Genomic DNA, 20,297 nt, shown 5'->3' on the forward strand with positions numbered 1-20,297 from the left:
GCCGACTCGGCTAGGCATCCCCCCCCGTCCGCGCCGGCCCCCCCCCCCCCCCCCCACACCCCCCCCCCCCCCCCCCCCCCCCCCCCCCCGCCCCCCCCCCCCCCCCCCCCCCCCCCCCCGCGGGCCGGGCTGAGCGGGTCTGCGGCGTACGGCAGAGGGCTGTTGACCCGCGGGCAGCCGGCCGATTCGGAGAGAGGCACGGGCCGAGACCGTGGGGTGGGTCTCGCCGGCCTCAACCGTCTCGACCTGCACCGCAGCCAGCTGTGGCAGCAGGTCCTCCGACTCGATGGCACACGCTGCCAGCGTGCCACTGTCAACACCCCCGAGCCACAGGTCAGTTCAGGCGATCAACGACTATGAAAGTGTTGGAAGAGCCATCTCCGGACACACCCTTGCCCGAGGGCTGGCAGGGCCTTGGCGCCGCGGCACCGTGAGTGTCACTCGTCCATGCCTCCGGAGTCGGGGAAGGGCACGTCGACCTGATCAACACGTTCAAGAGCCAGGGTTACGGCCCAGCCTCGTGCCCGGGGTGTGAAGCACCCGAATCCTCCTGTCGTCGGCTCGGTGTCGGCGTGGCCGGTCCGCCGCGCCTGCGGCCGGCCTTCGGCGGCCGTCGGTTGTCATGCCGCTGGCCGCTGTTCTGTCTGCTGCGGGCCGGGGGGCATCCGAGGCGGAAGCGCCTCGGGGCATGCGGTCATGTCTGGGTTGCCTTGGGAGGAGTCTTGAGCGATCCCCTGCTGTTCTGTGTCTCGTTGGCCTGCGCGCCTGTGAAGGCGGTAGTGGAGGGCCTCGTCGAGGGTGAGAACGGGGTGGAAGGTGTCGGTGAGCCGGGCCATGCGCAGGAGGCGCAGGGTTTGCGGACGGGGGCAGACCAGTTGCAGGTTTCCGTGGCGGGCGGTGACGCGGTGGTGGACGCGGCAGAGGAGTGTCAGGCCGGAGCAGTCGATGAAGGTGACGGGGGTGAGGTCGATGACGGCGAGGAGTTCGGGTGCAGTGGTTGCCGTGTCGAGTTGCGGGGTGATCTCGATGGCGGTGGCGAGATCGATGTCGCCGCGCAGTTCCAGGACGGCGTGTCCCTGGATGCGGTAGGTACGCAGGTGTCGGATGAAGGGCGTTGGGGTGTCCTGCAGCATGAGGTGCCACCTCGGTGGGGTGGGGCCGCCGCCTTGTGGGCGGCGGGCAGATGAGCAGCGGAGGGGGTCACCGAGGTCTGGGGCGACGGGGCGGAGGGTGTGGGGTGGGGGGAGACCCGCAGGAAGGAAAGAGGCGCAGGAACGATGCTCCCCTACCTCGATGCCCCTTTGGGTATGAGGCCCAACATGTTTACTTGGCGTATCTATGTACGAGTTTTATCGGTTGTTCCTGCTGATTGTGGCATGTGTAAGCGGATGGCGGAGAAATCCCTCGCCCTGGCCCCAGGGATGACGTAGCGTCTCCCGGGCCCCCTGGTCCCTGGGCATCTTGGTACGACGAGTGACCGCCAGGGTGCCGAACCGGCCCTGCTCCTGCGGCTCCGCCGTCGTCCTGGCCATGGACGCAAGGGGAGTCTCTGATGGGACGCAGCATCAACGTGGCGGGTCTGCCCCGCACCACATACGACGCCACCGTGCCGACCGTTCACGCGCAGGTCCGCATCTGGCGCTCTCCTTCGGGATCCAGCGCCTTCCCGACTGCGCCGACTGCGCCGACTGCGCCGACCGAAGCGGCCGGCGCGGTACTGCGCGCTGCTGCGGTCCCCGAATGGCGGGCACACCGACTGGGCGAAGCTGCCCGGCTCTCGGCCCGGTACGTCTGCGGACAGAGCGACGCGCCCTGTTACCGACTCCAGGTCACTTCGGACGACACCGGGATCACCGTGGCGGTCGCGGCTCACTGACCTGGTCCTACGGGTCGCCGTAAATAAGTCATGTGGCTGAAAGCGGCCTTACTGCTCTCTGGGGATTCCCGTGAGGGCAGCTCCGAAGGGGCGTACCGGGCGAGCGTGAGGGCAGGTCGTCTTACCCCGTAGCTGCCGTGCCCCCTGGAGTCGAACGCCCAGCTGGGGCCCGTTGCCGCCTCCTCCTCGTCCCCGCTCGTCACGGCAGCCCCAGGGGTGCGCTGAGGACTTCCAACTGCCGGGAATTGCTGCCGGTTTACCCGCGCTCCCTTCCCAAGCCATGTGACATGTGCAATTTTTCTGGCTGCGACCACCGCAAGTCGCGTTCATGCCAACGGATCAGCACGGCCCGTGGGTGATCGAAACCTGCACGGACACGCCCGTACGCACCAGGGCGGCCCGGAGGTCCCGGCAGCCCGCGGTACCCCCCCCCACCGCCGCGCGCGGCAGCGCGGCTTTCACTCCGCTGGGAGGCGGCACGTGAAGACCCCCTCAATACGACCAAGACGACGTCTCGGCGGCCTGCTCATACTCGCGCTCGCCCTGTGTCTGTCGATAGCCGTGCTCACCCCGGCCGGCCACGCCGCCGCGGTCGAGCGCCACGGGCCGGCCCCGCGGCCCGCGACAATGGCACACACCGCCCCGCCGCCGACCGGATCGGCGGCGATGGTGTCCGACCGCGCGGACGAACGCCGCACCCCGATCGACACCACCCACCGGCCTCCGCAGAACCCGGTCCCGTCCCGCACCGCCCCGACGAAGCCCAGCCGTACGGAGGGCCTGACCGCGGCCTCCTGCACCCCGGCCGACTTCGGCAGCCGCAGCGGATCGGCCCTCGTGACCTTCGTCCAGGCATCGACCACGGACTGCGTCAACACGCTGTTCGCCCTCACCGGTACCGACGCCCGCAACGCGTTCCGCGAAGCGCAGATGGTCACCATCGCCAACGCGTTCCAGAACACGGCACGGACCTACCCCGGGGACAACTCCACCCATGTGTGGCAGCTCGTACTGTTCCTGCGTGCCGGGTACTACGTGCAGTTCAACCACGCCTCCGACGTCGGACCGTACGGTGCGACCCTCTCCGCGGCGACCGAGGCCGCGCTGGACACCTTCTTCGCGTCCCCGCACTTCATGGACGTCAGCTCCGCCCACGGCGACGTCATGGGCGAGGTCATCATCCTGACGGACAGCGCCGACGAGCAGGCTCGCTATCTGAAGACGTATCAGAAGGTGCTCAACGGCTACAACGGCACCTACGACGCGTACTGGAGCATGGACACCGCCGTCAACGACGTGTTCACCCCGATCTTCCGCGGCCACTGGAACCCCGCCTTCCTCAAGGCCGTGACCGCTGACCCGAGCCTCATCGACACGCTGGGCGCCTTCGCGCACAACCACCGCGACAAGCTGAACGACACCTGGTTCTACCTCGCCTCCAACGCCGGTACCGAGACCGCGCGCTTCCTCGACACCCCCGCCCTGCAGGCCAAGGTCAGGCCACTGGCCAAGGGGCTGCTCGGCGACTCGGCCATCACCGGCGCGACAGCACCCCTGTGGGTCGGGGTCGCCGCCATGACCGACACCTACGACAAGGCCCAGTGCTCGTACTACGGGACCTGCGACTTCGTCGGCCGGCTGACGGCCGCCGCGCTGCCGATCACCTACCGCTGCGACGCCGCCCACACCTTCCGCGCCCAGTCGCTGACCAGTGCGGCTCTCACCGCGGCCTGTACCAGCCTCCAGGGCCAGGACGCGTACTTCCACAGCATCGTCAAGGACAGCGGGCCCGTCGCCAACGACCACAACACGAACATCGAGATCGTGACGTTCGCCAGCCCCAAGGACTACCGCACCTACTCCGGCTGGATCTTCGGCAACAGCACCGACAACGGAGGGGAGTACCTGGAGGGCAACCCCGCCGACCCGGCCAACCAGGCCCGCTTCCTCTCGTACGTGAAGAGCGTGGGCGACGGCTTCCCCGGCGACATCTGGAACCTCAACCACGAGTACACCCACTACCTCGACGGACGCTACGACATGGCCGGCGACTTCGGCGCCGGAGAGGCCGTACCGGACATCTGGTGGATCGAGGGCTTCGCCGAGTACGTCTCGTACAGCTACCGCGGCCTGCCCGACACCGAGGCCATCGCCGACGCGGCCCAGCACACCTACGCACTGAGCACCCTGTGGGAGAGCACCTACGCCAACTCGGACCTGACCCGCACCTACCCGTGGGGCTACCTGGCCACCCGCTACATGATCGAGAAGCACCCCGCCGACGTGCAGAACATGCTGGCCAAGTTCCGTGCCGGTGACTACGCCGGGGGGTACGCGGTCTACCACACCGGCATCGGCACCCGCTACGACGCCGACTTCACCACCTGGCTCGACGCCTGTGCCGCCGGAGCCTGCGGCAGTATGGGCAACGGGCCCATCGCCGCCTTCGACGCGACCGTCTCCGGTCTGACGGTGAACCTCACGGACAGGTCCACCGATACCGGCAGCACCATCACCGCGCGCTCGTGGAACTTCGGCGACGGCACCACGTCCACGGCGGCCAACCCGTCCAAGACCTACACCGCCCCCGGCACGTACACGATCTCCCTGGCCGTGACCGACGCCAAGGGTCTGACCTCCACCAGCACCAAGTCCGTGACCCTCAACGGCAACCTGCCGACCTGCACGAACGCCGACATCCGCGTCCTGGGCCGCAACTGCTCCCGCTCCGGCCGCTCGGCCAAGGCGGGGGACCTGGACTACCTGTACCTGTACATGCCGGCCGGCACCGTCACGCTGCGGATCACCACCGCCGGAGGCACGGGCAACGCGGACCTCTACTACAACCCCACCACCTGGGCGGGCCCTTCGGCGTACACCGCGCGCTCGACGAACACCGCAAACGCCGAGAGCATCACCGTCACCAACACCACGGCCGGATACCGGTACGTCAGCCTGTACGCGCAGACGGCGTTCAGCGGCGTCACGGTCACCACGGCCTACTGACCCCGTCTCAACGCGGCCCGGCCCGCTGACCCCTCCTCGCCCGTCCGCCTGCGCGGGCGGCCGGGCGCAAGGACGGCTCTGCGCGCCCGTTTCCGGCGGACTTCGGTTCGCCGGAGACGGGCGCGCCCTCTTGCCGGTGTTCGCCCCTCAGCGCTGGGCCGCCAACGGTCCGTACCTACTGGTATGTACGATCGGATCGCGATCTTGTCGATCCCGTATCTGGAGGATGTATGCCGCTCGTACGCATCGATGTGCTGGGCCGTGACACCGGGCGGCTGACGGCCTTGGGGCGGGCGGTGCACGAGGCGTTGGGGGAGGTGATGGGCTTCCCGGACGAGGACCGGTTCCAGATCCTGACGGCACACGACGGCCAGAGCGGCGTCCTGCGGCACGGCACCTATCTCGGCGTGCAACGGGACGACGGCATCGTCTACGTGGCGATCACCCTGCGGGAGGGCCGTCCGGCCGCGCAGAAGCAGGCGCTGTACCGGCGCATCGCCGAACTCGCCCAGGAATACGCCGGAACGGAACCCCGCAACGTGTTCGTGGTGCTGACCGAGAACGCCGACGCCGACTGGTCGCTGGGCAACGGCGAGGCCCAGTACCTCGCCTGACGCCCGGTCGGCCGGGCCGCGGATCCAACGGGGCCCAGCGGGACGGCCTCGGTCAGGCAGTCGCCGGTGGTCGGGGATCCTTGGAGAGGCCGGTTCCGCTGAGCACCAGCACACCGCCGCTGCTCAAAGCGTGGGCGACCGGTCCCGGATCCGTGGTGCCGGGCGGCAGGCTCGCGTCGGGGGTCCAGCTAAGCGTGGGCCACATGCGCATGCGGCCGGCGTACGAGACGGGCGGGGCACAGGCACGGAGCGGTTCTGTCCGGGCGGCCCGGCCACGCCGCCCACCTCGCAGAGCGACGCGAAGGGGACCCGGCCGAGGCCGGACGAGGGCATGAGCAATCCGGCCGCACTGATCAGGGCGGCTCCGGGCAGGAGCAGCCCGATCTCCGCGGTCGCCTTCAGGGCACGGTGGGCCGGCGGGGGGTCGCAGGCGCCCAGGATCACGTAGGGCTCCAGCGTGACGCCGATCTTCTGCGCCACTGCCGCCCGCGGGGGGTCTCGCGAAGGGAGGCGCTTATCGCTCCCGCGCGCCCCAGAAGCGGTCCGCGCGCCCCCGGTCGGTATGCTGCGCGCGTGATGATCAACGGGGTGGCGATGCGTGAGGTCTCACCTGGGGACGCGGCGGGTCTGGCGGAGACGTTGCGCCGCAACCGGGTGTCGCTGCGGCCCTTCGAGCCGTACCGGCCCGAGGAGTTCTACACCGAGCACGGCCAGCGCGAGAGGATCAGCGGACTGCTCGCGGAGCGTGAGGCAGGGCGGCTACGACCGTACGTCCTGATCGAGACGGCTACCGGCACGCCTGTCGGGGCCGTCAACCTCGGCAGTATCGCCCTCGGGCCGTTCCGCAGCGGCGGCCTCGGCTACTGGGTGGACCAGGCGTGGGCGGGCAGGGGACTGGCGACGGCCGCGGTGAAGGAGGTCTGCCGCATCGCCCGCGAGGAACTCGGTCTGCACCGTGTGGAGGCCGGCACCCTGGTCGACAACACCGCCTCGCAGCGCGTGCTCGCCAAGGCGGGGTTCGAGCAGTACGGCACCGCGCCCAAGTACCTGCACATCAACGGTGCTTGGCGCGACCACCGCCTCTTCCAGCGGTTGCTGCACGACGACCCGCCCCCCGGCTGACGGGGCGGGGGCCGCGGCCGAGCGGGGCCCGGGCCGCTCACGGTCCGTCCGGCATACCCGGCTAGCCCGCCTCGCGAGGAGCGGCGCGGCCCAGGGTGCGGATCGCCGGGACCGCGAACAGTGCCGCACAGCCCGCCAGGCAGGTGCCCGCCGGCACCAGCAGCAGCCGCCCCGGGGCGACCGGTGCGGTGGCCGGCCCCGCCAGTATCTGGCCGAGCGCCATCCCGGACACCGAGCCGGCCTGCTCGTACGCCGTGACGCGGTTGAGCACCGCGGGCGGGGTGTGGGTCTGCACACTGGTCGCCCACATCACCGACCAGAACGCCCAGGCGCCGCCGCCCAGGACGTGGCCCGCGAGTAGTACGGGCAGGTCGGCGCCCAGTGCCACGCAGAGCGGCAGTCCGGTGTACAGCACCATCGCCGCCGCACCGGCGGCCAACGGCCGGGCAGGGCGAAGCCGCAGGGCCAGCAGGCCGCCGACACCGTTCCGACGCCGCCTGCCGGCTCACAGCTGGGCAGCCGGAGCGTGCCTCCAGGGTGCAGTCCGCGCGCCCTGGCGGCACGTTCACACGTCCCGGCGCCTCACGACGAGCACGGCGAGTGCGACCGTGATCAGCGGCCAGAGCGCGTACACCATCCAGGAGCCGGGGACCGTGGCGGTGTAGCCCAGGGATCCGGGGTCCGGCTCCCAGTTCTGGGCCAGGCGCTTCCAGGCGGCCGACACCAGCGTGTGTTTGATGTCCGCCGACCAGCGGTTGCTCTCCGAGAACATGGTGGGCAGCATCAGCAGGGTGAAGACGCTGGTGACCGTGGCTGCGGCGGCGTGCCGGAGCAGAACGCCGAGGCCCAGACCGACCAGGGCACAGACCGGGGCCAGCAGCGCGGATGCCACCAGCGCTCGGAACACCCCGGGATGGGTGATCGGAACGGCGGCATGGCGCCCGTTCAGTATGGCCTGGGAGACCAGGAAGGAGCCGGTGGAGGCGGCCGTGCCGACCGCGGTCCACAGCACGGCGGTGACGGCTGCCTTGGCCAGTACCAGCTGGCCGCGGGCGGGGACGGCCACGGTGGTGGTGCGGATCAGGCCGCTGCTGTACTCGCTGACGACGGTGAGGGCGCCCATGCTGGCGGCGACGAGTATCAGCGTCCAGGAGCCGGCCGGAGGGTAGGCGTCGAAGGGCAGGAAATCAGCGGGGCCGGAGCCGGAGCCCGCGGCGCTGTCCGACAGCGTGGCCGCGGCGGCGGACCCGATGACGAACAGGACGGTCAGGACGATCGTCCACGGGGTGGAGCGCAGGGACCGCGTCTTGATCCACTCGGAGGCGAGCAGGTCGCGGAAGCGGACGGGCGGCCCGGCGACGGAGGTGGCCGGGGACACGGGGGCGTGTGTGGTCATCGGGGCTGTCCTGCCTGGTATTCGACGCTCTCGGCGGTGAGTTCCATGAAGGCCGCCTCCAGTGAGGCTGTGCGGGTGGTCAACTCGTCCAGCCGGATACGGTTCTCGAAGGCGAGCGCTCCGATCCGGTCCGCCGGGAGCCCGGTCACAGCGAGCTTCTCGGCGCCCGCCGAGCCCTCCGGCTCGACCGAGGCACCCGCCGCGCTCAGCACGGCTGCCAGCTCGGCGGCCTGTGGTGTCCCGACCACGACGCTGCGACGGGTGCCGCGGGCCGCGAAGTCCCGTACCGACTCGGCGGCGATGAGGCGGCCCAGGCCGATGACGACCAGCTGGTCGGCGGTGTTCTCCATCTCCGACATCAGGTGACTGGAGAGGAAGACCGTGCGCCCCTCGGCGGCCAGACGCCGGAAGAGCCGGCGTACCCAGAGCACGCCCTCCGGGTCCATGCCGTTGATCGGCTCGTCGAACATGAGCACGGGCGGGTCGCCGAGCAGGGCGGTGGCGATGCCCAGCCGTTGCTTCATGCCGAGGGAGAATCCGCCGATGCGGCGGGTCGCCGCATCGGCCAGCCCCACTTCCTGCAGCACCTCGTCCACTCGGCGCCGCGGGATGCCGTTGCTGCGGGCCAGGCCGGACAGGTGGGCGGCGGCGCTGCGGCCGCCGTGGACCTGGCCGGCGTCGAGGAGGGCGCCGACGTGCCGCAGTCCGCGCGGGTGGCGGTGGAAGGGGACGCCGCTGACGGTGGCGGCGCCGGTGGTGGGCGCGTCCAGGCCGAGGATCATCCGCAGGGTGGTGGACTTGCCGGCTCCGTTGGGGCCGAGGAATCCGGTGACCTGGCCCGGCCGCACGGTGAAGGACAGATGGTCGACGGCCGTCTTGCTGCCGTAGCGCTTGGTGAGTTCGTTGACTTCGATCACGGCACCCACACTGCCGAGCGGACCCCCGTGCGGACATGGGGCCGTGGGCGGCAATCGTGCTTGCCGGGTTGGCCCGTGGGCGTACGTCCCCGGGCTGATGCCGCGCGGGCGGTGACCGGCTAGTCTCTCGGCGTGAACCCCGAAACGATCACCACGTTGCCCGCGCCCGTTGCGCACCGCGGTCTTGTTCCCGAGACGGCACACCGCCGATGACGAGAACGAAGGCCGTGGCCTGGGCGGGGGGTGCCACCTACCTTCTCATCGTGGGGCTGCTCGTGGGAGGCGCGCCGCGTGCGTCGGGCTCGGTCCACGCTGTCGGGTCACTGCTGGCCGTGAGCCTGCTCATCGGCGTGGTGCGACGGATGCCGCTGCTGGCTCTGGCGATGGCACTCTTTGGATCCACCGCCGTGGTGGTGGGCACTCCAAGCTCCGTCCATGCGGACCTGTCGGTGGGGTATCAGGGCCAGTTCCTGTCGTATCTGGCGGTGGACCTCGTCCTGGGCTTCATCGTCGCCACCTGCATACGGCGGCCTTCGATCGTGGCCGTGGCCGTGTCCTTCACCGTGCAACTCCTGGTGATCGGCGGCTTTGCGCACGGGGACAACCTGACTGTCAACGGGGTGATCGCCCTCTTGGCGATGGCCGCGTCCTGCATGGCCGGTCTGGTGAGTCGCGAGCGCCGCGAGCACGCGGTGGCGCTGCGTTCGCAGGAGGTGGCCGAGGCCGTGACCGCCGAACGGCTGCGGATCGCACGGGAGCTGCACGACGTGGTCGCGCACAGTATCGGCATCATCGCCATTCAGGCCGGTGTGGGGAGCCGGGTCATCCAGACCCAGCCGGCGGAGGCACGCGAGGCGCTGCGCGCCATCGAGGCCACCAGCCGAGAGACGCTGTCGGGCCTTCGGCGCACGCTGGTGTCGCTCCGTCAGGCCGACCGGGGCGCGAGCGCCTCGGAGCAGTCGCCGCTCGGGCCCTCGCCAGGGCTGGCGGACGTCGAACGGCTGGCGGCAGCGACCGCGGACGCGGGAGTACGCGTCGACGTGCGCCGCAGTGGGGAGCAGCGTGCCGTGCCGGCCGACATCGACCTGTCCGCCTACCGCATCGTGCAGGAGGCGCTGACCAACGTGGTGCGCCACGCGGGCACCGGACGTTGCCAGGTGGCCATCGACTACAAAGACGAGGAGCTGTCCGTGGAGGTCGTCGACGACGGGCGCGGCGCTACTGAGAACAGCCCGGCCCATGGCTTCGGCATCGTGGGCATGCGGGAGCGGGTCGGCCTGCTCAGCGGTCACCTGAGCGCCGGGCCGCGTCCCGAGGGCGGCTTTCGGGTAGCAGCGCGGCTGCCACTGCCCGCACCCGTCAAAGTTCCCGTGGAGGCCCGATGACCGTCCGGGTGGTGCTCGCCGACGACCAGCCGCTGGTGCGGTCCGGTCTGCGTGTACTCATGGCCGATCACCCCGACCTGGATGTCGTCGGTGAAGCCTCCACCGGCGCCGAGGCGGTCCAACTGGTCAGGGATATCAGCCCCGACGTCGTGGTGATGGATATCCGGATGCCCGGCATGGACGGGATCGAGGCCACCCGCCTGATCACGGCCGGTCCGGCAACGACCCGCGTCCTCATCCTGACCACCTTCGACGAGGACGACCACGTCTACGGCGCGCTCCGGGCCGGCGCCAGCGGCTTCGTGGTCAAGGACATGGCCCTTGACGACATCCTCGCGGCGATCCGCGTGGTCGCCGCCGGCGACGCACTGATCGCACCGGGCGTGACGCGCCGTCTGATCGCGGACTTCGCCCGGCGCCCCGAAGCTGCCCCGAAGCGCTCCCCCCGGCCGGTCGAGGGCATCACCGAGCGGGAACAGGAAGTGCTGGCCCTGGTCGGACGCGGCCGGTCGAACACCGAGATCGCGGAGGACCTCTTCATCACCGTGGCCACCGCCAAGTCGCACGTGTCACGACTGCTCACCAAACTGGGCGCCCGGGACCGGGTCCAGCTCGTGATCACCGCCTACGAGATGGGGCTCGCCACGCTGCCTCGCTGATGGCGTCCCCCGTCCTCGGGCTCGTACACCTCGGCCCCATCGCCGTGCGCTTCGGTTCCGAGGCTCGCTCAGGCTCGGTGCCTTCGTGTCCAGCCCGTACCGGGCCAGCGGCGCGGAGGCCCGCTCAGGTTCGGTGCCTTCGTGTCCAGCCCGTACCGGGCCAGCGGCGCCAGCCGGTTTGGCGGGACCTTGTTCGGCTTCACCCGCCCCAGCTGCAACGCAGCGATCTCATCCACCCGCTGCGACGCGTTCGTCATCGCGCGGTGCCCATGGTCCGCGTCGGCGGTCGGCGCAGCTGCTCGAGGTCCGAGTACCGCTTGTCCTGCGGCGTCTTCAGCGTAGCCACCAGGTCGCCGGGCGGAGTTGGGTGCGCGCGGCGGGCGGCCTTCGTGAGCGTGGCGTGCAGCCGCTCTCCGCGACCGCACGGACCTCTGCCACCTTCCGCACGGTGGTCCGGTCCGGCTCAGAAGCTGGCCCTCGACCACGCCACCCACACCCCTCACCTCAGCCTCGGCGTCATCACCATGGGCCAGCGCCACGCCGACCGCGTCACCCTCGCCCTGCGCCACGCCTCCAAGACGGCCCGAACTCCAAGAGTTCTTCAGCCCCGATGCCGGCCCCCGACGGCGTTTTTCACCAAGAACCTCGAACAGGTCCAGGGCGACGAACGCGGCGCCGTCATCCACAGCATCGGCTACCGCAAAGGCGCCAACGGCCGGCTGTCCATGGCCTTCGGGCCGTGCAACCAACGACGGGGGAGAGCGCCGTCTGAACGTCGCCATCCCCCGCGCCCGCGAGACGGTGACGGTCGTCAGCTCCTTCACCCACCACGACTTCGACGGCATGACAGCGAGCGCGTCTGCTCAAACGTCAGGTCCTTCATGGGTGTCTCCGATCCGGATGCGGCCTGGGTGTCGGCCCGCACCTTGGGGCCATGCCCTGGTTCACCGCTCCGATGGACTGGGAGCGGTGCACAGTGCCCTGATCACGAAGCCGTTGATCGCGATCAGAACGATGGCCCAGAACGGCGCGTAGGGGATCCACAGGAAGTTCGCGAGCATGGCCAGGCCGGCCAGCCCCACGCCGACGATCCTGGCCCAGGTGGCGCCCTTGAACAAGGCGGCACCTGCGAGAGTGACGAGGATGCCCATGAGCAGATGGATCCAGCCCCATCCGGTGAGATCGAACTTGTACACATAGTTGCGCGTGTTGACGAACACGTCGTCGTTGGCGATGGCGGCGATGCCCGTGAAGATCATCATCAGGCCGCCGAAGATCATCAGGACGGCGGCGAACACCAGCCAGCCGCTGCCGATGCCGGTCCTTTCCGAACTCCGCACCGCCGCACCCGAGTGGGTGTCACTCATATGACTGGTCATCGTCGGCTCCTTCGTGTCGGACGGCCCCGCGCAACCGCGCGTTCGCGTTCGGCCGGTCGGGCTACTTCCAATCTCGGCCCAGCGGGATCACTCCGCATCTCGGGGTGCCTGAGCGGGGGTGCTTGATGAGAAGTTCAGGGCCCATATGTGCAGGGCAGAGCGATTTCGTCTATGTGCAGGGCAGAGCCGTTTCGTCGCGCATACGGCAACCACGTACCGATCACGGCAACCGGGCTCTCGTATCTGTGGATGGCATCCCATCCGGCGTTTCCTGCAAGTCGGCGCGGACGAAATGAGTGCCGGGAAGGGCATGGCAACTCGCGCCGCAGACGCTGAAACGAGCCGGATCTGCCGGAGAGGTCCACGGGCACCGTCAACCCGGCTGACTGGGTCTTCATGCAGGCCGGACCCTCGCCGGACGACCCGCCTGTCCCCATGGTGCGGCGGAGCAGGCGCCCCCATGCGCGAGGTCGGGAAGGGGTTTAGGGTTGAGGGGAGCTTCAGCCTCGCGGAAGTCGGTTCTCTCCGGCTCATATATCCCTCGGGCTCGGAAACTCGCCAGGAGGGCATGCGACATGTCCACTGCATCTGAAACGCCTGTCCTGGACACCTCGCCGCCATGACGGTCGACTCGATCGAGCGAACGGGTTGGCCCCGGACATGCTCAAACTCACGCGCATCGCGGCGCTCGCCGCCTCGGATGCTCCGCCGATCTCCTACGTGCCCATATCGACCCGCCCTGAAGAGCGGCCTGACCGCCGACCAGCCACAGGACGTCCTGGTCGATAGCGCGCCCATCGTGGCACCGCCCGCGTCATGACTGCAGCGGGCAACATCGCCGCGGCACTCGGCACTCGGCATCGCCGTCGTCGTCGCCGATACCAAGATCGAGTCTCAGGGCTGAGAGCGTATGCCCATCCGGCATCGATGATCCGCGCGGCCGACATCGGAGAAGGTCACGGAGCCCTCTTGTCCGATGTGCCCTGTGCCGTGCGTCCCAACGGCCGCAGGACCAGGCAGGAGGGCTTTGCGATGACCCAGAAGGCGATCACGGCGATGCGCGCGGTACCCAACACCACGCCCGAGGAACGCGGGGCTTTCGGCAAGGAGGCGCGGCGCCGCTCACCCCGGTCGGGCCACGCCGTGTACAAGCCGTCTCCCGGCCGGCCGGACCCGCTGGCGATCCTGGAGGCGCAGTCCGCTGCACGGGTGCCCGAACTCGTCCCGATCCGCTACGGCCGGATGATGGAGTCCCCGTTCCGCTTCTACCGGGGAGCCGCCGCAATCATGGCGTCCGACCTGGCCGACAGCCCGACCTCGGGATTCACGGCCCAACTGTGCGGGGACGCGCACATGCTGAACTTTCGTCTGCTCGGCTCGCCGGAGCGACAGTTGATGTTCGACATCAACGACTTCGACGAGACGCTGCCGGGCCCCTGGGAATGGGACGTCAAACGGCTGTCGGCGAGTCTCGTCATTGCGGGCAGGGCGAACGGCTTCGACGACGCCGAGCGCGCCCGCATCGTGAGCGCCACGGTCCGTGCGTACCGCGAGGCGATGCTCCGCTTCGCAAAGACAGGCAACCTCGACGTCTGGTACGCGAAGATCGACGCGGACCTCCTTGAGTCCCTGGCCGCAGGCCGACTCCGCGGAACGAAGAGCGGTCGGAAGAGGCTGGTCCGTGCCATGGCGAAGGCCCGTACCCGCGACAGCCTGCAGGCTTTCGACAAGCTCACCGAGACGGTGGACGGCCGGCCCAGGATCGTGGCGGATCCCCCGCTGCTCATCCCGGCCGGCCACCTGCTGCCGGACGTCGAACGCAGCGCTCTGGAGCGCCAGTTCCGCGGCCTGATCGAGCGGTACGGCAGCACTCTCGCTTCCGACCGGCGCACCCTCCTGGAGGACTACCGACTGGCGGACGTCGCCCGCAAGGTGGTCGGTGTCGGCAGCGTCGGCACCCGGTGCTGGATCTTCCTCCTGCTCGGCCGGGACGGCCAGGACCCGCTCTTCCTCCAGGCCAAGGAGGCCGACACGTCCGTACTCGCCGATCACGTCGGAGCGAGCCGGTACGCCAACCAGGGCGAGCGAGTGGTCTCGGGACAGCGGTTGATGCAGGCCACGAGTGACATCTTCCTCGGCTGGGAGCGGGTGGACGGGATCGACGGCAAGCAGCGCGACTTCTACGTCCGCCAGTTGCGCGACTGGAAGGGCATCGCCATGCCGGAGAGGATGCAGCCGAAGGACATGCAGGCGTTCGGCGAACTGTGCGGGGTCACCCTGTCTCGTGCGCACGCGCGGTCCGGCGACCGCATCGCGATCGCCGCGTACCTGGGGAGCGGCGACTCGTTCGACCGAGCACTCGCCGCATTCGCGGAGTCCTACGCCGACCAGAACGAGCGCGACCACCAGGCCCTGGTCGACGCGGTGCGCGCAGGCCGACTTCCCGCGGAGGAGCTGCCGGCGGCCTGACCCGGAGAGGCGTGTGCGCGGGGCGGGCGGGGTCGTGCCGGCGGAGTCGAGCGGCGGTGCCACGCGCTCTTGGTGAGGCGCTCGGCATGCCAGGCCTCGTCCGCTCGGACGGGGCTCGCCTGTGCACCGCGGAATTGCCACCGCGTGGTGACGCCCTCCGGGAAGTCGAAGCCTGCCCGGGTCAGGGCGGCCTCGCTCGGGCTGCGGATTTCGTACTCGGTCGCGGGTTCGGCCGAACACCGAAGGTGAGGCGGGGCTGAAAGTCGAGTAGAGGCAGTCGATGCGGTGGTGAGCGTTCGAGTTCTGCCCGAGTGCGGACGACGACACGCACATCTGCCAGTGTTTGAGGCTGCCCCTTGCACTCCTCTCGCGCCATGACGATTCCCGCCCGAAGTGACTCCGCCGGCCTCGGCCCGCCAATCGGTTGACCTCCGTGGCGGGTCGCGGATCACCCTCCGGGGCAGCTGGGACGATTCGCCCATGGCACCCAGGACAACCACTGCTGAGAGCTCGGCAACGGCGCGAATCGTCCTGCTGACACTCGCGGCCGGTCAGTTCCTGATGGCGCTCGACAGCTCGGTCATGAACGTCTCGATCGCGACGGTGGCCGAGGACGTGGGTACGACAGTGACGGGTGTCCAGGGCGCCATCACGGCCTACACCCTCGTGATGGCGATGTTCATGATTCCCGGCGGCAAGGTCGGGGCAGTGATCGGCCGTAAACGCGCGTTCATGATCGGCTGCGTCATCTACGGCTGCGGCTCCCTCACCACTGCGCTCGCGCCGAACCTGCCCGTACTGCTGCTCGGCTGGTCGTTCCTTGAGGGGATCGGGGCGGCACTCATCCTGCCCGCGATCGTGGCGCTCGTGGCGAGCAACTTCGCCGCTGAACGCCGTCCCGCCGCTTACGGCCTCGTCGCGGCCGCAGGGGCCGCGGCGATCGCGGTCGGGCCGCTCATCGGGGGTGTTGCCACGACGTACTTCTCCTGGCGGTGGATCTTCGCCGGTGAGGTCGTGATGGTGCTCGGCATCCTGGTGCTTGCCGGCCGCACCGCTGACGCGCCGATCGGTGAACGCCCTCGCATCGATCTCCCAGGCGCCGCACTGTCCGCGCTCGGGCTCGGGATCTTCGTCTACGGCGTACTCCGCTCGGACGAATGGGGCTGGTTCCAGCCCAAGCCCGACGCGCCCTCGTGGCTCGGGGTTTCGCTGGTCGTGTGGCTGATGCTGGCGGGGCTGCTGCTGGTCTGGCTCTTCCTCCGCTGGGAGGCCCGCATGGTGGAGCAGCGCAGGGAGCCGCTCGTCGACCCGGGCATGCTGCACAACAAGCAGCTCACCGGCGGGCTGACGATGTTCTTCTTCCAGTACCTCGTTCAGATGGGCGTGTTCTTCGTCGTACCGCTCTATCTGTCGGTTGCCCTGGGCCTGTCCGCGCTCACGACCGGCGCCCGCATCCTGCCGCTCTCGGTGACGCTGCTGGCGGCCGCCGTCCTGATCCCCCGCTTCTTCCCCGATGTCTCGCCGCGGCGGGTGGTGCGGCTCGGGATCCTCGCGTTGCTCGTCGGCGCGGTGGTCCTGATGGCCGCGCTCGACGCGGAAGCCGGCGCGGAAATCGTCACCATCCCCCTCCTTTTGATCGGGCTCGGCATGGGCGCACTGGCGTCCCAGCTCGGTTCGGTCACCGTGTCCGCAGTGCCCGAAGCACAGAGCGCCGAGGTCGGCGGCGTCCAGAACGCCGTCACCAACCTCGGGGCCTCGATCGGTACGGCACTCGCCGGCTCGATCATGATCGCCGCGCTGACGACTTCCTTCCTCGCCGGCGTGGAGCGGAATCCGGCGGTCCCGGCCGAGGTCAAGAGCCAGGCGACTGCCGAACTCCAAAGCGGCGCCCCGTTCCTGTCGGACGACCAGCTCAAGTCCGCCCTCGACAAGGCGGGCACGAGCACGGAGGTGACTCAGGCGGCACTTGACGCGAACGCCGACGCCAGGATCGACGGTCTGCGTGCCGCGCTCGCGATCCTCGCCTTCACCGCGCTCCTCGCGATGTTCTTCACCTCACGGATCCCGGAAACCCAGCCCCGTTCGGCGGAGTCATAGTCACAGGACGGCCGGAACAAGCCGTTCTTGCTGCCCCGCCCCGAGGGGCTGGGAAAGGCGCACAGCGCCCATAAAGGCCGTGCACGCGTACGCGGCCTGCATCGGCAAGGACCCCGTCGCGCAGTGCAGGACCACGGGCCCGGGTGATTGACCGCCACTCGCCCGTACGGCCCACCTGGGCGGGCCGTCTCAGCATAAAGCGGCGGAAATGGAGGCAGGCAGTCCCCCCAGACCCCGGAGCCCCCATGACCAGCCCGCACGAGCCATCCGAGCCCGATGCCGCCCCGGGGGGCGGCGCGGGTGACTCGGCGGGCAGTGAGCCCAAGCACGGCTCGGCGGCCCTGAGGATCACGCGGAACACCGCCTCGGCAGTGCTCATCGTCCTCACCTGCATCCTGGTGCCGGTCGCACTGCTCACGGTCTGGGTGCACGACATCGCTCTCGACACCGGCCGCTACGTGGCAACGGTCTCGCCGCTGGCCTCGGATCCGGCGATCGAGGACGCGGCGGTCAAGCGCATCACGCATGCCGCCGACGTGCGGGTGGACGGCAGCCAGGCCGCCGCGGACATCGCCGCCTGGCTGCAATCCCGGGGACTGCCGCCCCGCGCCGCGCAGTCCCTGAAGGGGCTGGGCCCGCAACTCGACTCCGCGGTCAACGACACGGTCGAGAAGGTGGCCACCCGTTTCGTGCGCAGCGACCGCTTCGAGCGGATCTGGACGAACGCCAACCGGGCAGCCCACACCACCGTCGTGCACGCGCTCACCGGCGAGGGCCGTGGCACCGTGGGCGTGGACGGTGGGACGGTCACCCTCGACGTCGGCGAAGCCGTCGACCAGGTCAAACAGGCACTTGTCGACGCCGGGCTCTCCGCGGCCTCCAAGATCCCCGAGGTCGACAAGCAGATGGTGCTCTTCCAGTCCGACCAGCTGGAGAAGATCCGCAAGGGCGCCCATCTGCTGGACCTGATCGGGAACTGGTTTCCCGTACTCGTCGTGGTGATCGGCGCGGCAGGTGTGCTGCTGGCACACCGGCGCCGCCGGGCCCTGGCCCGTACGGCTCTCGGCGCGGCCTTCGCATGCCTGATCGTGGCCATCGCCCTGGTCATCGCCCGCCACTACTACCTGGATCATCTCCCACCCCAGGTTCAGTCGGAGGCCGCCGCGGCAGCCGTGTTCGACACGCTGCTGCGCTTCTTGAGGGTCAGCCTGCGCACGGCGATCGTGCTCGGTGTGGTCATCGCGCTGGGCGCCTACCTGATCGGCCCAGGAAGGCTGCCGCGCGCTGTCCGGGGCACATCCGAGCGCGCCGCGGGCTCCGTGGCTCAGTGGGCATACGCCCACCAGGTCCGCACCGGCCGGGCGGGTACCTGGGCCCAGTCCCACCGCCGGTGGATCGCCCTGGCCGCCGTGCTGATCGTGGCCCTGGTCTTCGCGCTCTGGAACCATCCGACAGTTCTGACCATCCTGCTGCTGGTCATCATCCTGCTGGCCGTCCTCGCACTGCTCGCCCTCCTCGCTGCCACCGGCCGCACCGCGACCATCGAAGCCGAGCGGGTGGCGCCACCCCGCCCGGAGAGCGGCGAGTGACGCTCTACCAGTGCTGTCACCCGCCCTCCTCGGCGGCCCGGTCGATCCGCGCGAGCACATTCGTGCAGACCTCCTGTGACTCGATGTTCCCTTCAACCACCTGTGTATCGGCTGTGTGCTTCACGCACATTCCCGCGGGGGGATTTCAGCGTGTCTCCGTACGGCCACACATGGCCAGGCGTCCACGGCGACGCGCCAGGTGCGGGCCCGCGAGGAATGCTTCCGCGCGCTCCCTCGCCGCATGAGCCGTGACGAATCCGCTCCGCTTTCACCCGCATATTCCCAGGGGGGAATTTTGTCTTCTGCGTGCACCTTGCGTGCTGGCCATGTCGTGGCCTGCACCGCTCTTGCCCTGTCGGCCGGCATGATGCTGGCCGGGACAGCCGTGGCCGATCAGGCGCCCACCGCCGCCACGCACGAGTGCCCCCCTCACCCCGCGAACCCAGTTCGCCGGCTGCCGGGGCACTCCCATATCGGGACGCCCGGGCGTGCTCCGGACCTCACTGTTGCAAGCCAGCCACTGTGACAGGTGCGGTCCTGGCGCAGGAACCCCGGACCGCGCGGGAACCTGTGGGTCGCTTGCCAGGCGGAGCAGGAACGGCAGCACCATCGGCATGGCCATGTTCATCTCGCTGATGCTGTTGAGAACGGAGTTGGTGAGCACTCGCTTTGCCTCGGACGCGGCGGCCTGGTCAAGAAGACCGTGCAGCAGCACGGGGATCGCGGCGGGGCACTCCGAGAACTCGGACCAGCGGACATCCTCACATCCTCCCGTCACACCCGCCAGCACGAGCACCGCTGTTACCCCGGCTGCCGCTGTCAACTGATTCCTCACGGACATCCCACCCCGTCTGTGTGTCCCCTGTGGCGACGACGCCAGATGCCGGAATCTAACCGAGCGCACTGACAACACCACTGGCGAACCCATCAACTCCCTGCACTTCAAGGTGCTTTGGCCAAAATCGTCCGGCGGCGGGGCCCGTCTCCTTCTCCAGCGCCGTCCCACCAGCTCCGCCGCGACGTGGGAGGCGAGACGGCCGCGTACCTCCGCGTCATCCCACCCCCACACGGCCGCCTCGCCCCGCAGCCCGGGCGGCACCCTTGCCAGGACGTACCGCAAGGAGCGGTCCCCGAGTACCTCCAGAGCGGGCCCATCCACTACACCAAGTGCGGTCCGCATCTCAGCGACGGCATCGCTGCCCCCCTCCGCCGCAACGGCCGTAGCCCGCCGTGCGTCCAGGATTGAGGGGCCTCGCGTTTTGCCGGACAGGTGTCTGCCCTTGAATTCAAGCGGCAGTCCACAACTTCTGATGCGCGGTGTGGACTTCGCGTGGAGGCCGGTGAAGGTTGTCCCGTAACGGCGGGGTGCAAGTGAGATGATCTCTCATGCCGTCAGTGTGCTCGCGACCACTGACAACGCCCGCGGCGGCCCAGTAACGCGCATCTGGACCTGCCCCGGGCGTGCGTCGACCACCGGCGGGTGCTGGCGGTGCTGAGATTCCGGGAGGAAACGGCTGACCTGACGCTCGCCGAAGGCCCGGCCGACGCCGGGGCGGCGAAAAGGTTGGTGTGCGGGGCCGACGGAAGCAGGTAAGGTCTTTGTCATGTTCTTCCAGACGCCGATTTACGAGTGAGAGCGTGATGGGCCTCTGCTGGCGTCCTTCGACGTCGCCGCCCGTCCTCCACCGATGAATCCGTAGATCACTTCACATCATTACCGGGAGAACCCGTGACCGTGAGCAAGAACATCAACAACCCCGTGGGCATGGGCGGTGGCCAGCGCAAGAA

Annotated in this window: 15 protein-coding genes; 9 read left to right on the top strand and 6 right to left on the bottom strand. The window is 69.6% G+C overall.

Annotated features, from left to right (window positions below):
* Positions 1 to 620: 620 nt before the first annotated feature.
* Complete coding sequence (locus tag ACZ499_RS38550) at positions 621 to 1,133, bottom strand: STAS domain-containing protein (RefSeq protein WP_468681671.1); 513 nt, start codon at positions 1,131 to 1,133, stop codon at positions 621 to 623.
* Between the two features lie 419 nt (positions 1,134 to 1,552).
* Between ACZ499_RS38550 and ACZ499_RS38555 the strand changes: the two genes are divergently transcribed.
* The 3 genes from ACZ499_RS38555 (at position 1,553) to ACZ499_RS38565 (ending at position 5,496) form a co-directional block, all read left to right on the top strand.
* The gene (locus ACZ499_RS38555) at positions 1,553 to 1,876 is read left to right on the top strand and encodes a hypothetical protein (RefSeq protein ID WP_468681672.1); all 324 of its coding nucleotides are present in this window, start codon (positions 1,553 to 1,555) and stop codon (positions 1,874 to 1,876) included.
* A gap of 480 nt (positions 1,877 to 2,356) precedes the next feature.
* A complete protein-coding gene (locus tag ACZ499_RS38560; RefSeq protein ID WP_468681674.1) occupies positions 2,357 to 4,882 on the top strand; it encodes a collagenase in 2,526 nt (841 codons plus the stop codon).
* 230 nt (positions 4,883 to 5,112) lie between these two features.
* Positions 5,113 to 5,496 carry a tautomerase family protein gene (locus ACZ499_RS38565; RefSeq protein ID WP_468681675.1) on the top strand — a complete coding sequence of 128 codons (384 nt, stop codon included), beginning with the start codon at positions 5,113 to 5,115 and terminating at the stop codon, positions 5,494 to 5,496.
* Between the two features lie 123 nt (positions 5,497 to 5,619).
* Here ACZ499_RS38565 and ACZ499_RS38570 read toward each other — a convergent pair whose 3' ends face one another.
* Positions 5,620 to 5,976 carry a DUF302 domain-containing protein gene (locus ACZ499_RS38570; protein WP_468681677.1) on the bottom strand — a complete coding sequence of 119 codons (357 nt, stop codon included), beginning with the start codon at positions 5,974 to 5,976 and terminating at the stop codon, positions 5,620 to 5,622.
* Between the two features lie 96 nt (positions 5,977 to 6,072).
* On the opposite strand from ACZ499_RS38570, the gene ACZ499_RS38575 reads away from it, so the two are divergent.
* Positions 6,073 to 6,618 carry a GNAT family N-acetyltransferase gene (locus tag ACZ499_RS38575; protein WP_468681695.1) on the top strand — a complete coding sequence of 182 codons (546 nt, stop codon included), beginning with the start codon at positions 6,073 to 6,075 and terminating at the stop codon, positions 6,616 to 6,618.
* Between the two features lie 61 nt (positions 6,619 to 6,679).
* Here the strand turns inward: ACZ499_RS38575 and ACZ499_RS38580 are convergent, their stop codons facing one another.
* The 3 genes from ACZ499_RS38580 to ACZ499_RS38590 form a co-directional block, all read right to left on the bottom strand.
* Entirely contained in the window at positions 6,680 to 7,036 is a 357-nt protein-coding gene (locus ACZ499_RS38580; RefSeq protein ID WP_468681679.1) for a hypothetical protein, read from the bottom strand.
* Positions 7,037 to 7,183: 147 nt separating this feature from the next.
* Positions 7,184 to 8,014 (bottom strand): ABC transporter permease, encoded by an 831-nt coding sequence (locus ACZ499_RS38585; RefSeq protein WP_468681681.1) that lies wholly within the window; start codon positions 8,012 to 8,014, stop codon positions 7,184 to 7,186.
* Complete coding sequence (locus ACZ499_RS38590) at positions 8,011 to 8,931, bottom strand: ABC transporter ATP-binding protein (protein ID WP_468681682.1); 921 nt, start codon at positions 8,929 to 8,931, stop codon at positions 8,011 to 8,013. Before ACZ499_RS38590 ends, ACZ499_RS38585 begins: the two co-directional genes overlap by 4 nt.
* Positions 8,932 to 9,194: 263 nt before the next feature.
* Here ACZ499_RS38590 and ACZ499_RS38595 point away from each other — a divergent pair, with 263 nt between their 5' ends.
* On the top strand, positions 9,195 to 10,316 hold the full coding sequence (locus ACZ499_RS38595) for a sensor histidine kinase (RefSeq protein ID WP_468681684.1): 1,122 nt from the start codon (positions 9,195 to 9,197) through the stop codon (positions 10,314 to 10,316).
* Positions 10,313 to 10,975 (top strand): response regulator, encoded by a 663-nt coding sequence (locus ACZ499_RS38600; protein WP_468681685.1) that lies wholly within the window; start codon positions 10,313 to 10,315, stop codon positions 10,973 to 10,975. The genes ACZ499_RS38595 and ACZ499_RS38600 overlap by 4 nt, the downstream gene beginning before the upstream one ends.
* A 944-nt stretch (positions 10,976 to 11,919) precedes the next feature.
* Here ACZ499_RS38600 and ACZ499_RS38605 read toward each other — a convergent pair.
* Positions 11,920 to 12,342 carry a DUF7144 family membrane protein gene (locus ACZ499_RS38605; protein WP_468681696.1) on the bottom strand — a complete coding sequence of 141 codons (423 nt, stop codon included), beginning with the start codon at positions 12,340 to 12,342 and terminating at the stop codon, positions 11,920 to 11,922.
* 1,044 nt (positions 12,343 to 13,386) lie between these two features.
* Between ACZ499_RS38605 and ACZ499_RS38610 the strand changes: the two genes are divergently transcribed.
* The 3 genes from ACZ499_RS38610 to ACZ499_RS38620 all read left to right on the top strand — a co-directional run bounded on the left by ACZ499_RS38610 (position 13,387) and on the right by ACZ499_RS38620 (position 18,509).
* On the top strand, positions 13,387 to 14,823 hold the full coding sequence (locus tag ACZ499_RS38610) for a DUF2252 domain-containing protein (RefSeq protein WP_468681687.1): 1,437 nt from the start codon (positions 13,387 to 13,389) through the stop codon (positions 14,821 to 14,823).
* A gap of 480 nt (positions 14,824 to 15,303) precedes the next feature.
* Positions 15,304 to 16,920, top strand: a complete 1,617-nt coding sequence (locus ACZ499_RS38615; RefSeq protein ID WP_468681689.1) for an MFS transporter — start codon at positions 15,304 to 15,306, stop codon at positions 16,918 to 16,920.
* A 245-nt stretch (positions 16,921 to 17,165) separates the two neighbouring features.
* On the top strand, positions 17,166 to 18,509 hold the full coding sequence (locus tag ACZ499_RS38620) for a hypothetical protein (protein ID WP_468681691.1): 1,344 nt from the start codon (positions 17,166 to 17,168) through the stop codon (positions 18,507 to 18,509).
* Positions 18,510 to 20,297: the final 1,788 nt, after the last annotated feature.

It is taken from the genome of Streptomyces sp. NPDC031265 (assembly GCF_055570295.1).